The sequence below is a fragment of the Buchnera aphidicola (Periphyllus koelreuteriae) genome, assembly GCF_039360445.1.
Taxonomy (GTDB): domain Bacteria; phylum Pseudomonadota; class Gammaproteobacteria; order Enterobacterales; family Enterobacteriaceae; genus Buchnera_J; species Buchnera_J aphidicola_BM.
Genome location: NZ_CP134981.1, coordinates 157,181 through 172,103 on the forward strand (window position 1 = coordinate 157,181; position 14,923 = coordinate 172,103).

The window sequence follows — 14,923 nt, forward strand, 5'->3', positions numbered from 1 at the left end:
TTATATATTATTTATTTTTTTATAAATATTTTTGTATTCTTTTTGTATTTTTTATACTTATAAGAAATTTATTTTTGGAATTTATGAAAAATAATTTTAATAAAATAAAACTAATTGTTGGTTTAGGCAATCCGATTGAAAAGTATAATAAAACTCGCCATAATGTTGGAATTTGGTATATTAGATTGCTTTCCAAATATTTTAATGTTCAATTTACAAAAATAAAAAAATTTTCTGGATATAAAAGTGAAATTTTTTTTTTAAATAAAAAAATTTTATTATTCTTTCCAGATATTTTTATGAATTTAAATGGTTATTCTGTATTTTCTTTGTCTAAATTTTATAATATTTCATTAAATGAAATTTTAATTATTCATGATGAATTAGATTTATTTCCTGGACATATAAAATTGAAATATGGGTATGGAAGTAATGGGCATAATGGATTGAAAAGCATTATTTGTAAATTTAAAAATCATACGTTTTATAAACGTTTGTCAATAGGTATTGGTCGTCCAATTTTTAGAAATGATATTTCTAATTTTGTTTTATCTAAACCAACTATAAATGAAAAAAAATTAATTTTAAAATCAATTTATGAATCTATTAATTTAATTTTTTTTTAAAAAATTTGTTATTTTTTAAAAAAATTCAGAAAGGAGAAATATGAGTGTTCAATGTGGAATTATTGGTTTACCAAATGTAGGAAAATCTACTATTTTTAATATTTTAACTCAAATGACTGTTCCATCATTGAACTTTCCGTTTTGTACCATTAATCCAAATATAGGATTTTCTATTGTACATGATATAAGATTAACACAATTAAAAAATATTGTTTTTCCAAATAAAATTGTTCCTACTGTTGTAAAAATAGTTGATATTGCTGGTTTAGTAAAAGGAGCATCAAAAGGAGAAGGATTAGGAAATAAATTTTTAAGAGAAATAAAAGAAGTAAATGCTTTAATACATGTTGTTAGGTGTTTTAAAGATGATTCTATTATTCATGTTCAAAATAGAGTCAACCCAATTGATGATATAGATATTATTAATACAGAATTAATTTTTTCAGATATAGATTTATGTGAAAAAAGTCTTTCTATTTTAAATAATTTTAAAGGACAAAATGAAAAATTAGTTTTAGAAGAAAAAAAATTATTAAAAAAATGCTTATTAAATTTAAAAAAATTTATTTTTTTAAGAAAATTAAATTTTTCATTTCAAGAAATAAATTTAATTACAAAATTTAATTTTTTAACATTAAAACCAACAATTTTTTTATTAAATATTAGTGAAAAAAAACAAAATAATATTTATTTGAAAGAAGTAAAAGAATTTTTAAATAATGATATTATAAATATTATTTGCCCAACTATTTTAAATAAAATTAAAGAAAAACAAAATATCATTCTTAAATTATCTAAAATAATTTATTCTATTTATAAAATTTTAAATTTAAAAACTTTTTTTACTGTTGGAAAAAAAGAAATTCGAGCTTGGTCTTTTATAAAAAATTCGAAATGCATAGATGTATCTAAAATTATACATAGTGACTTTAAAAAAGGATTTATTAGAGCAAAAATAATTCGTTATACAGATTTTATAAAGTATAAATCTGAAAATTCTGTAAAAAAATTTGGAAAATTAAGATTTGAAGGAAAAAATTATTTAGTTCAAGATGGAGACATTATTCATTTTTTGTTTAATTTGTAATAAAAATTTTATTTCATTTTTTTTTAGAGAGGAACATTATTTCCTCTCTGATAAAAATTTTCATTATTTTGTTAGTAAAATTTTTTTAAGTGTATTAAAATTTGGTTTAATATTATGACAAAATTCTTTTAAATTTAATAAATTAGAAATAATTTTTGGTTCTTTTAATTTTATTTTTAAAACTTTTTCGACAGTATTTTTAAATTTAATAGGATGAGCTGTTCCTAAAAAAATTCCATATTCTTTTTTTTTTAATTTTTTTTTTAATATAGTATAAGCAACAGATGCATGAGGTTCTGAAATATATTTATATTTTTTAAATAATTCTTTCATGTTTTTTTTTGTTTTTTTTTCTGATACACTTCCATATTTTAAACTATGAATATTCCATTTTTTTCTTCTAAAAATTTCTTCAATTCTTGTCCAATTATTTGGTTTACTAATATCCATTGCATTAGAAATAGTAGAAATCGTTTTATATGGATTCCATATACCAGTTTTAAGAAATCTTGGGATTGTATCATTAGAATTTGTTGATAAAATTAATTTTTTTATTGGTAATCCAATTGATTTTGCTAATAATCCTGCAGTTAAATTTCCAAAATTTCCACATGGTATAGATAAAACAATATTTTTTCTATGTTTTTTTTTTGTTAAATGAAATATTTCAAAAAAATAACAAATTTGAGCAAGTAGTCTACTAATATTAATTGAATTAGCAGAATTTAAATTTGTATATTTTTTAATATCTTTGTCATTAAAAGATTTTTTTACTAGTTTTTGACATTCATCAAAACTTCCATCAATAGCAATTGTAGTGATATTTTTTCCTAAAGTACAAAATAATTTTTTTTGAATGTTACTAATTTTTCCTTTTGGATATAATATCACTACTCTTATATTTTTCATTTTATAAAATGCATTTGCTACGGCTGCTCCTGTATCTCCAGAAGTAGCTGTTAAAATTGTAGTTAATTTATTCTTTGTATTTAAAAAAGAAAGAATTTTAGCCATAAATTTTGCCCCATAATCTTTAAAAGCAAGAGTTGGGCCATGAAATAATTCAAAACAAGATATATTTTTTTTAATATTTAAAATTTTTGGTTGATTTAAAGAAAATGCTGATTTTACACTAGAATATATATTTTTTTTTTTTATTTCTGATCCGATTAACATTGATAAAATTTTTTGACTTCTAGGAATAAATTTTATTTTTAAAAGTTTTTTTATTTTTTTTTTAGATATTTTTGGTAATTTTTTTGGAAAAAATAATCCTTGATTAGATCCTAAACCTAATATTACAGCATCAGAAAAATTTACAATTTCATTTTTATGTTTTATATTATATAATTTCATTTATTTATTTCCTATTTCTCTTGTTCCAATTGGATCGATTTTACAAATATGAGCAAATCCTTTTTTGTTTTCAACATAATTTTTTAAAAAATATTTTTTAATTTTTTTTGCTATTTTTTTATTTTTACATATAGAAAAAATAGTTGGTCCAGAACCTGAAATTCCATATGCTATAGAACCGATTTTTTTAACATTTTTTTTATGTTTAGAAAAATTTTTTATTAATTTTTTTCTAAAAGGTTCTGCTAAAATATCTTTTATAGAAGATGATGCAAGAGAAGATTGATTTGTATAAGATGAATGAATAAAACATGATACATATTGACTATGTGTAATACAAGTATTTTTAGAATATATTTTTGGAAGAATTTCTCTTGATTGTAATGTTGATAATTTAATTCCTGGCCAAGAAATTATCCAAAACCAATTTTTAAAATATGGAATTTTTTGTGAAATAATTTTTTTTTTTTTTATAATTAATCTTACTCCTCCAAGATACGAAGGAACAACATTATCATAATGCATTCCTCCAGAAACACTTTTTTCTATTTTTCCCATTAAATGTATTAATTGAATTTTATTTAATGGTTTTTTAAAAAAAATATTTAAAGCAACTAGTGTTGCAACAATAGATGAAGCGCTAGATCCAAGACCTGAACTAATTGGTAAGTTTTTTTCTAGAATTATATGTACATTTTTTTTTATTTTTGTTTTTTTTAAAAATATTAACCATGCTTTCCAAGCTATATTATCTTTATATGATTTTGGAAGATCTTTAGAAAAAACTCCTAAATTTGTTAATTTAAACTTTTCTGATGATTTAATTGAAACAATGTCTCCTAATATATTTTTTTTAATTGGATGAATGGCTGCTCCTAATATATCAAATCCTACTCCTAAATTTCCAATAGATGCTGGTGCATATATTTTTATCATTTTTTTTTCCAAAATTAATTTTATAAAATAGATTTTAATAAATCAGAAAAAACTCCAGATGCAGTTACTTTTTTTCCAGCTCCGTATCCTCTTATTAATAAAGGTATTGGTTGATAATATTTAGTATAAAATGTAAATGCATTTTCTCCATTTTTAATTTTATATAATGGATTTTTTTTATTAATTTTAGACATTTTAATTTTACATTTTCCATGTTTATTAATCGTTCCAATAAATCTTATTCTTTTTTTATTTTGTTTGCATAATGATATTTTTTTTAAAAAATATTTATCAAATTTTTTTATTTTTATTAAAAAATTTTCTAGACTTATATTTTTTAATGATTTAGGTAATATTTTTTCAATTTTTATATCTTTTAATTCTAAATTAAATCCAAATTCACGAGCAATAATTAATAATTTTCTAGCTACATCTAATCCAGACAAATCTTCTCTTGGATCCGGCTCGGTAAATCCTTTTTTTTTAGCTTTTTTTACAGCTTTTGAAAACAACATTCCATTATCTAATTTTCCAAAAATATATGATAAAGATCCAGATAATATACCTTTAAATAAAATTAATTTATCTCCAGTATGAACAATATTTTTTATTGTTTGTATTACTGGAAGACCTGCTCCAACATTTGTTTCGTACATAAATTTTTTATTTTTTTTAGAAGATATATTTCTAATTTTTTTATAATTTTTCATGGATCCAGTATTAAATTTTTTATTAGCTGTAATAACATGAAAGTTATTATTGATATATTTTATATATTGTTTAGATATTTTTTTACTTGAAGTACAATCAATAATAATTGGATTTATATAAAAATTTTTTTTAATTTTTTTATTTATTTTTTTAATAAGTTTGATTTTTTTATATTTTTTTATAACTTTTTTAAATTTTTTTTTCCATAAATTAAGATTAATTCCATATTCTTTAAATAATAATTTATTTGAATTAGATATTAAACATATTTTAATATTAATTTTTTTTTGTTTTAGATTATTTTTTTCTTTATTTATTTGTTTTAATAATGTTTTTCCTATTCCACCAATTCCTAATAAAAATATTTCATTTATTTTATTTTTATAAAGCATAATTTTATGAATTAATTTAATTGCTACAATTTTATTTTTAGATTTTAATATAAATGAAATACAGTTTTTAGATTTTTTTTGAATATTTAATATTTTAATATTAGAATGATTTAAAGAATTTTTTATTTTTTTTATTAAATTTTTTATTTTTTTAATCTTAGGTTGAACTATAGATATTATAGATAATTTTTTTTTTTTCTTTATTAATATTTTTGATTGATAAATCGATTTTTCTATATTTTTTTTAAATATTTTTTTTATATATTTAATATATTTTTTTTCTATATAAAGATAAATTAATTTTGAATTTATTAAATTAGATAAGTAAATGATAGATATATATTTTTTTTTAATATATTTTAAAATTTTTTTTTGTATTTTATATTTTATTTTTTCATTAAGAATTTTAATATTAAACATATATATATTATCTATATATGTAATACTAAAATTATATTTGTTTTTTTTTTTTATTTTTTTATAAATTTTTGTTCCTAAAAAATTTTTATTAAAAGTATTTTTAATATAACATGGTATATTAAATTTTTTTAATGGATAAATTGATTTAGGATGAAGAACTTTTGCTCCTAAACATGATAATTCTAAAATATTTTTATATGTAATTTCATTTAATACTTTTGCATTGGAAATAATTTTTGGATCACATGTTAGAATTCCATTGACATCTGTCCATATTTCACAAGATTTAGATTTTAGACAAGCTGATAATATAGCTGCAGAATAATCTGATCCGTTTCTTCCTAATAAAACTAATTTTTTTTCTTTATTTCCAGCAATAAATCCAGGCATTAAAATAATTGATTTAGATGGAATATTAATTTTTTGAATTTTTTCTATAGATGATTTGAGATTTACATATGATTCTAATATATTTCCTTGTGCAATTATTTTTTTAACTGGATTAATTAAATAAGTATTGAAATTTTTAGAAAGTAATATATTATTTATAATATATGTTGATAAAATCTCACCTTTGGAAATTATTTTTGCATAAGTAATTTTTGAACATTTTTTTAAAAAATATATTTTTTTTGTTTTTTTTCTTAAAAAAAACATTTCTTTTTCAATAACATTTAGTAATTTTTCTAAAGATATTTTTTTATTTTTTTTAGATATTTTTATTGATATTTTAATAAATTTATTTTGTATTTTTAAGATAATTTTTTTATAATTTTTTTGTTTAATTGCAAAATTTATTAATTTTTCTAAATAATTTGTAATTTTTGCTGGAGCAGATAACACAACAGCAATTTGATTAGTTTTATATTTTTTTTCAATAATTTTTGATACAGATAAAATTCTTTTTGAATTAGCTAACGAAGTACCTCCAAATTTTAAAATTTTTATCATATTTTTAAAAATTCTCCTAAGTTATTTATAAAATAAATTAATTTATTTTATTTTTATTTTATTTTAAATAAATAGACTAATTACATATTATATGAAAAAAAAAAATAAAAAAAGTATATTAAATTTCTATTATATATTTTTCATTTTTTTTTAATATAATTTTTGTATATTTATATTTAAAAAAAAATATTTATTTTAAATTTAAATATAAAAAAAATATTTTTTATATAATTAAATTTTAATAATATTTTAAAAAAATGTATATTTTTAATATTTTTAAAAAAATATTAATTTAACAATATATTTATTATTTTTTAAGTTTTAAAAGATATTAAAAAATTTTTATTAAATTAATTATATTATATATATAAATTTAGTATTGAATAAAAAGATTGAAAAAAAAATTATAAATAAATTATAAAAAACAGTAAAAATAAAATAATTTTAATATTTTTATTAAAATTTTTTTATAGTTTATTTATTTAGATTCATTAAATTTTGTTATGAAATTTATTTTATTATTATTTTAATTTATTAAAATAATATTTTTTTTATAAATTTAAATATTAAAAATTTAATATATTTAAATTAAATTTTTTATAAAAAATTTAATTTAAATATTTTAAATTTTAAAAAAAACCAAAATCTATTTCTATATATTTTATTAAAAAAATTTAAATTTATAAAATTAGATTTAATAATAGATGATATTGGTTTTTTTTATATTTAATTATTTTATTTTTAGATATGGAATAAATTATTTTAAGAATAATTTTTTTACCATATATTAAAAAAATTTATTTTTTTATTTTTTTTAATTAAAAATTATTTATTTTTTTTTAAATTTACAAAAATATTATCAATTAATCTAATATTTTTTATAAATACTGAAATTAATATTATTGCTTTTTTGCTATTTTTAGAAATTATTTTTAAGTTTTTAGAATCTCTAATATATAATGATTCTAATTTTATTTTTTTTTTTAAAAATTTTTTTTTATATTTTTTTTTAATTTTTTTGAATATTTTAAATTTATAATAATACATTTTTTTTTTAATTTTTTTTAAATATTTATAAATACAGGAAGCTTGTTTTTTTTCATTTTTTTTTAATAAATTATTTCTAGAACTTATAGCTAAACCATTTTTTTCTCTTATTATTGGAATAGAAATTATTTTAATATTATAATTTAATTCTTTGACAAGTGTTTTTATAATATATAATTGTTGATAATCTTTTTCTCCAAAAATAGAATATTGTGGTTGAATTAAATTAAATAATTTGCATATTATTGTAGATACGCCATTTAAATGATTAGTTCTATTTTTATTTTCTAAAATAGTTGATGTTTTTTTAACAGAAACTATTGTATGTTTGTAAAATCCATCTGGATATATTTCTTTTTCATGTGGAAGAAATACTATATCTACTTTATTTTTTTTTAATTTTTTTAAATCTTCTTTAATAGTTTTAGGATAATTTATAAAATCTTGTAATTTATTGAATTGTAGTTTATTTAAAAATATACTTACAATAATTAAATTAGATATTTTAATAGATTTTTTAATAAGAAATAAATGTCCTTGATGTATATTACCCATAGTTGGTATTAAAGATATATTAAACTTGTTTTTTTTTAATTCTTTTAGAAGTTTTTTTTTTGTTTTTATAATTTTCATATTTTTTTTAAAAAAAAGTATGTTTTTTTGAAGGAAATTTTCCTAGTTTTACTTCTTTAATATAATTTTTAATAGATTCTTTTAAAGAAATATTTTTTTTAAGAAAAATTTTAACAAATTTGTGTTTTTTTTCTTTATTTATTCCTAACATATCATGCATAACTAAAATTTGTCCATCTGTATGTTTTCCAGAACCAATACCTATAACTGGTATTTTTAATTTTTTTGTAATAATTTTTGATATATTGTTTGAAACACATTCTAAAAGAATCATATTAGCTCCTGACTTTTCTAAAATTATTGCTTCTTGTATAATATTTTTTTTGTCTTTTATAGAATTTCCATATATTTTATATTGTCCTTCTTTATGAATATTTTGTGGTTTTAATCCAAGATGACAACATGTTAAAATAGATTTTTTAGAAAGATATTTTATAATTTTTTTAATTCTAATATTTCCTTCTAATTTAATCATATTAGCCCCAGATTTAATTAATAAACATGAATTTTTTAGAGCTTGATGTTTATTCATAAAAGTCATAAATGGTAAATCTGAAATTATAAATTTATTTGGAGCTCCTTTTCTAACAGCTTTTGTATGATATTTCATATTTTCTAATGTGACATTTAATGTAGAATTATTTCCTTGAATAACCATTCCTAGAGAATCTCCAACTAAAATTATTGGTATTCCATAATCTGAAAAAAGTTTTGAAAAACTAAAATCATAAGCTGTAATTGCTGCAAATTTAAATTTTTTATTTTTCCATTGATTGATTTTATATATATTAATTTTATCCATTTTTTATTTTTTTTTATTGTAATTTAATTGTTTAAAAATAATTATTTTATTTTTTAAAAGATGTAATTATTTCAGTATTATTTTTTTTAAATTTCTATTTTTTTCTACTTTTTTTTTTAAAATATATAAATTATATGCTTCAAAAAATTTTTTATTTTTTTTTATTTTAAATAATATTTTTTTTGAATTATATGTAATAAAATTTGTTTTTTTCCAAATTTCTTTAATTGAATAAATAATTTGTTTTGGAATAGATAATTTAAAAGATGCTTTTTTTAATATAAATTTTAAAGATATGTTAGATGCATCTTTGTAATTTATTTTTTTTTTATTTTTTATTTTTATTGTATTAATAAAATATGGATACCATAATATTGCTGACCATAAAAATGCTGGATTAATTTTTTTTTTTCTTTTAAATCTTTGATCATTATTTTTTAATACATAAGAAATTAAAGTATTAATTAATAAATTAATTTTTTTATTATAATTTAATAAAGGGAATGAAAAAATTTTTTTTAAAAGACAAAATTTTTTTAATTTTTGATATGCTTGATATCCAAATCCATGTTGTAAAAGTTTATTTAATTCATTATATAATCTAGCTGATGGAACATGTAATATTAGTTTAGATAATTTAGGAATTGCTTTTTTTGTATTTTTTTCTATTGTCATTTTTAATTGAACAGAAAATCTAATAACTCTAAGCATTCTTACTGGATCTTCTCTATATCTTGTTTCTGGATCTCCAATTAATCTAATTATTTTTTTTTTTATATCTTTTATTCCTCCAACATAATCTCTTATACTTAAATCAATAATATTAAAATATAAAGTATTAATAGTTAAATCTCGTCTTTCAGCATCTTCTTCTATTTGTCCAAATACATTATCACGTAAGAGTATACCTAAACGTTCTTTTTTTTTATATATTTTTTTTTTTATATTTTTTTTATTATTATGACCTCTAAATGTTGATACTTCTATTGTTTCTTTTTTAAATAAAATATGCGCAATTTGAAATCTTTTTCCAATTAGTCTACAATTTTTAAATAATTTTTGTATTTCTAATGGAGTTGCATTAGTAGCTAAATCAAAATCTTTAGGTTGATTACCAATAATAAGATCTCGAACTCCACCTCCGACAAGATATGCTTCATAACCTGATTTATGTAATCTTAATAAAATTTTTATTGCATTTTTACTAATTTTATTTCGAGATATATTATGTTTTTTTTTAGAAATTATTATCATATGATTTATATACATTTAAATTATTTGTTTTATTAAATAAATATTTATATATTTTAATATTTTTTTATTTTTAAAATATTAAATATTATATTTTTTTAAAAAAATATATAAAATGATAGTGAAATAAAATATTTATTATATCTTTTTTCACTATCTTTTTTTTATCCTAATATTTGTTTATCTCTAATTTCTTCTAGTGTTTGACAATCAATACATAAATGAGCAGTTGGTCTTGCTTCTAATCTTTTAATTCCTATTTCTACATCGCATGTAGAGCAATATCCAAAATTTTTATTTTGTATTTTTTTTAATGTGCTATTAATTTTTCTAATTAATTTATTTTCACGATCTCTTTTTCTCAATTCTAAACTAAATTCTTCTTCTTGAACTGCTCGATCAATTGGATCTGGAAAATTTGAAGATTTTTTTGATATGTAATATAAATCTTTTTTATCTGGATTAAGTTGTTTTTTCCATGTTTCAAGTATTTTTTTAAAATGTTTAATTTGATTGTTATTCATATATTTTTCATTTTTTTTTTTTTTATATGAAGATACTCCAGCAATAGAAAGAATACTTAATGAATTTCTTTTTTTGTTTTTTTTATTCATAAAAATTTTATCCTTAATATAATTTTATTTTTAAAAAAAAAATAATAAAAAATTTTAACAGTATATATTTAGATTTTATAATATACATGAGATGTTTGTAATATGAAAATTAAATATTTTTTATAAAATAATTATTTTTTTAAAATTTTATACTATTTTTTATAGGAAAAATATTTTTGATTTATAATATATTAAATTTTTATAATTTAATAATATTTAAATTAATTTTTTTTAAATTTTTTATATATTAAGGTTGCAGAAAATGATGAAATTGGCTTTTGGTGTAGAATATGATGGGAGCAATTATTATGGATGGGAAAGTCAAATAAAAGGTTTTTCAATTAAAAAAAAATTGGAAAAAGCAATATCTAAAATAGCAAATCATAAAGTTTATATAATTTGTGCAGGAAGAACTGATTCTGGAGTTCATGCATATAATCAAGTAATACATTTTAAAACTTATTCTTATAGAAAAAATGTAACTTGGATAATTGGAGTTAATAGTCTTTTACCAAAAGATATTTCTATAATATGGGCAAAAACTGTTTTAAAAGATTTTCATGCTCGTTATTCTGCTGTTTCTCGTAGTTATAGATATATTATATATAATAATTTTATTAGATCTTCTCTTTTAAGACATAGAGTAAATAATGTTTTTTTTACTTTAAATGTAGAAAAAATGAATCGTGCAAGTAAATTATTAATAGGAGAAAAGGATTTTTCATCTTTTAGAGCATCTAGATGTCAATCTTATAGTTCATGGAGAAATATTATTCAAATAGAGGTATATAAAAAAAATGATTGTTTTATCATTATTGATATTACTGCAAATGCTTTTTTATATAAAATGGTTCGTAATATAGTAGGTTGTTTGATTGAAATTGGAAGGAATAAAAAAGATGAATCATGGTTATTAAATGTTTTAAATTTAAGAAATAGAATATTTGCAGGTCCTACCGCTGTTTCTAAAGGATTATATTTATTATCTGTAAATTATCCAAAACGTTTTAAAATACTTAATAGTAATTTTAATAATATTTAATTTATTTTTTTGAAATTATTGATTATTTAAGATTATATAAAATAATATATTTATATCTTAAAAAAATTTTATATATAAATTTTATTTATAAAATTAATTTATTTCATAATAATAAATAAATTATTATTTATGTTTATAAAAAAAATTAAATTTTTTATAATTTATTAATTTAAACTAATATTTTTTTATTTAAAAATTAATTATTAAGAAATATGTTTAATTTAACATTTTAATTAAAGAGATAATATATGTTTTTAAATTTTTTTAAAAAAATTTTTGGAAGTAGAAATGATAAAATATTAATGAAATTAAATCTTATAGTAGAAAAAATAAATAATTTAGAAAATATTTATAAAAATTTTACTGATAAGAAATTAAAAAAACAAACTCAATTTTTTAAGAATCGACTTGCTAAAAAAGAATCATTAGATAATTTATTAATTGAGTCGTATGCTACAGTTAGAGAAGCAAGTAAAAGAGTTTTTGGATTAAGACATTTTGATGTACAAATGTTAGGAGGAATTGTTTTAAATAATTCATGTATAGCAGAGATGAAAACAGGAGAAGGAAAAACTCTGACCTCTACATTACCTATATATTTAAATTCATTATTAGGAAAAGGAGTTCATGTTGTTACCATGAATGATTATTTAGCTAAAAGAGATTCAGAAAAAAATAAACATTTATTTAAATTTTTGGGTTTAACAGTTGGTTTAAATTTACCTGATTTATCAATATCTTTAAAAAAAAAAGCTTATAATTCAGATGTTACGTATGGAACAAATAATGAATTTGGATTTGATTATTTAAGAGACAATATGGTGATATCTAAAAAAAACAAAGTTCAACGAAAATTAAATTATGCATTAATTGATGAAGTTGATTCAATTTTAATTGATGAAGCAAGAACTCCATTAATAATTTCAGGAGAGGAAGATGATTATTCTAAATTATATTTTTATATTAATAAAATTATTATGAAATTAATTCCTCAAAAAAAAGAAGACACAGAAAATTTCGTTGGTTCTGGTGATTTTTTTTTAGATGAAAAATTAAAACAAGTTTATCTTACTGAAAGAGGTTTAGTAAAAATAGAAAAAATATTAATAAAAAAAAATATTATTAATGAAAAAGAATCTTTATATTCTTCAAAAAATATAAAATTATTACATCATATTACTTCTTCTTTGAAGGCTCATAGATTATTTACTCGAGATGTAGATTATTTAGTAAAGAATAATGAAATTGTTATAGTAGATGAGCATACTGGTAGAATTATGAATGGAAGACGTTGGTCTAATGGTTTACATCAAGCAATTGAAGCTAAAGAAAATTTATTAATAAAAAATGAAAATAAAACGTTAGCTTCTATTACTTTTCAGAATTATTTTAGATTATATAAAAAATTATCTGGTATGACAGGAACTGCATATACAGAATCTTTTGAATTTAGAGATATTTATAATTTAGATACTGTTATAATTCCTACAAATAAACCAATGATTAGAAAAGATTATTCAGACTTAATTTATGTGACGGAAAAAGAAAAAATTGAAGCTATTATTAAAGATATTCAAAAGTGTTATATAAAAAAACAACCAGTTTTAGTTGGAACAGTATCTATAGAAAAATCAGAAATTATTTCTAATTATTTAAATAAATTAAAAATTAAACATAAAGTTTTAAATGCAAAATTTGATAAACAAGAAGCTCAAATTATTTCTCAAGCAGGAAAATTAGGTGCTATAACTATTGCAACAAATATGGCTGGTCGAGGAACAGATATTATTTTAGGTGGATGTTTGGATAAAAAAAAAAAAACTATAAAAAAAAATAATAAAAATTTAAATTTATATAAAAAAGAATGGAAACGTAATAATCAATTAGTTTTATCTGTTGGTGGTTTACATGTAATTGGAACCGAAAGACATGAATCAAGAAGAATAGATAATCAATTAAGAGGAAGATCTGGTCGTCAAGGAGATATTGGTTCTTCTAGATTTTATTTATCTATGCAAGATTCATTAATGAGAATTTTTACTTCTGATAAAATAATGAATATAATGAGAAAATTTGGAATGAAATATGGAGATTCTATTGAAAGTTTATGGGTAAATAAAGCTATTTCTAATGCTCAAAAAAAAGTAGAAAATATGAATTTTGATATTCGTAAACAATTATTAGAATATGATAATATTATTAATGAACAAAGAAAGGTTGTTTATAAACAAAGAAATTTATTAATTAATAAAAAAGAAATTAATAATATAATAAAAACTATTTCTAAAGATGTTTTTTTATCTGTTATTAATAAATTTATAGATATGAATGATTTATTTAATTTAAAAAAAAAATTAATTTCTCTTGAAAAATATTTATTTAAAAAATTTAATATTAAAATATTTTTTTTTGATTTTTATACAAGTAATAACAATAATATTAAAGTTGAAATTTATAAAAAAATTTCAGAAAAATTTAATATAAATTATTCAATTAAAGAAAATATTATTGGTAAAAAAAATATGAGAGAAATAGAAAAATCTATTATGTTAAAAAAATTAGATTTTTTTTGGCAAGAACATTTATCTGAAATGGAATATTTAAGACAAGGTATACATTTAAGAGGATATGCTCAAAAAGATCCAAAAATAGAATATAAACGTGAATCTTTTATTATTTTTTCAAATATGTTAGAGTCTTTAAAATATGAAGTAATATTAGAATTAAGTAAAATTAGTTTTTCTAATTTTGATCCATATGGAAATAAAGATGTTAATTATAAATTTTCTATACATCCTAAATATTTTAAAAAAACTAGACAGTTTTTAAAAAAACATACAAATATAAAATTTAAGTATTTTGATAGTATAAATAATACTAAAACTATATATTCTAGAAATTCATTATGTTTTTGTAAATCTAAAAAAAAATATAAACATTGTCATGGAATTTTAAAATAAAAAATTTTTCATAATTTTTTATTTTATATATATTTTAAAATAAATATTATATTAATTGATTATTAATAAGATTAAAAAAATATATTTTATTTTTA

11 protein-coding genes are annotated in these 14,923 nt (G+C 17.6%); 4 read left to right on the forward strand and 7 right to left on the reverse strand.

The features are described 5' to 3' along the window. Positions 1 to 83 precede the first annotated feature (83 nt). The gene (gene pth, locus RJT80_RS00715) at positions 84 to 626 is read left to right on the forward strand and encodes an aminoacyl-tRNA hydrolase (protein ID WP_343187891.1); all 543 of its coding nucleotides are present in this window, start codon (positions 84 to 86) and stop codon (positions 624 to 626) included. Between the two features lie 40 nt (positions 627 to 666). Beyond that, positions 667 to 1,713 (forward strand): redox-regulated ATPase YchF, encoded by a 1,047-nt coding sequence (ychF, locus tag RJT80_RS00720; RefSeq protein WP_343187892.1) that lies wholly within the window; start codon positions 667 to 669, stop codon positions 1,711 to 1,713. Positions 1,714 to 1,776: 63 nt separating this feature from the next. On the opposite strand, the gene thrC is transcribed toward ychF, so the two are convergent. The 7 genes from thrC to dksA all read right to left on the reverse strand — a co-directional run bounded on the left by thrC (position 1,777) and on the right by dksA (position 10,826). Beyond that, positions 1,777 to 3,069: a threonine synthase gene (thrC, locus tag RJT80_RS00725; RefSeq protein ID WP_343187893.1), complete on the reverse strand. Its 1,293-nt coding sequence runs from the start codon at positions 3,067 to 3,069 to the stop codon at positions 1,777 to 1,779. Then, a complete protein-coding gene (thrB, locus tag RJT80_RS00730) occupies positions 3,070 to 4,005 on the reverse strand; it encodes a homoserine kinase (protein WP_343187894.1) in 936 nt (311 codons plus the stop codon). A 20-nt stretch (positions 4,006 to 4,025) separates the two neighbouring features. After that, the gene (gene thrA / locus RJT80_RS00735; RefSeq protein WP_343187895.1) at positions 4,026 to 6,479 is read right to left on the reverse strand and encodes a bifunctional aspartate kinase/homoserine dehydrogenase I; all 2,454 of its coding nucleotides are present in this window, start codon (positions 6,477 to 6,479) and stop codon (positions 4,026 to 4,028) included. A gap of 825 nt (positions 6,480 to 7,304) precedes the next feature. Next, positions 7,305 to 8,159 carry a pantoate--beta-alanine ligase gene (gene panC, locus RJT80_RS00740; RefSeq protein ID WP_343187896.1) on the reverse strand — a complete coding sequence of 285 codons (855 nt, stop codon included), beginning with the start codon at positions 8,157 to 8,159 and terminating at the stop codon, positions 7,305 to 7,307. Between the two features lie 7 nt (positions 8,160 to 8,166). Continuing rightward, positions 8,167 to 8,961 carry a 3-methyl-2-oxobutanoate hydroxymethyltransferase gene (gene panB / locus RJT80_RS00745; RefSeq protein ID WP_343187897.1) on the reverse strand — a complete coding sequence of 265 codons (795 nt, stop codon included), beginning with the start codon at positions 8,959 to 8,961 and terminating at the stop codon, positions 8,167 to 8,169. Between the two features lie 66 nt (positions 8,962 to 9,027). Beyond that, the gene (gene pcnB / locus RJT80_RS00750; RefSeq protein ID WP_343187898.1) at positions 9,028 to 10,215 is read right to left on the reverse strand and encodes a polynucleotide adenylyltransferase PcnB; all 1,188 of its coding nucleotides are present in this window, start codon (positions 10,213 to 10,215) and stop codon (positions 9,028 to 9,030) included. A 161-nt stretch (positions 10,216 to 10,376) separates the two neighbouring features. Then, a complete protein-coding gene (gene dksA / locus RJT80_RS00755) occupies positions 10,377 to 10,826 on the reverse strand; it encodes an RNA polymerase-binding protein DksA (protein ID WP_343187899.1) in 450 nt (149 codons plus the stop codon). Between the two features lie 262 nt (positions 10,827 to 11,088). Between dksA and truA the strand changes: the two genes are divergently transcribed. Beyond that, on the forward strand, positions 11,089 to 11,868 hold the full coding sequence (gene truA / locus RJT80_RS00760; RefSeq protein ID WP_343187900.1) for a tRNA pseudouridine(38-40) synthase TruA: 780 nt from the start codon (positions 11,089 to 11,091) through the stop codon (positions 11,866 to 11,868). Positions 11,869 to 12,116: 248 nt separating this feature from the next. Then, a complete protein-coding gene (secA, locus tag RJT80_RS00765; RefSeq protein ID WP_343187901.1) occupies positions 12,117 to 14,828 on the forward strand; it encodes a preprotein translocase subunit SecA in 2,712 nt (903 codons plus the stop codon). Positions 14,829 to 14,923 lie beyond the last annotated feature (95 nt).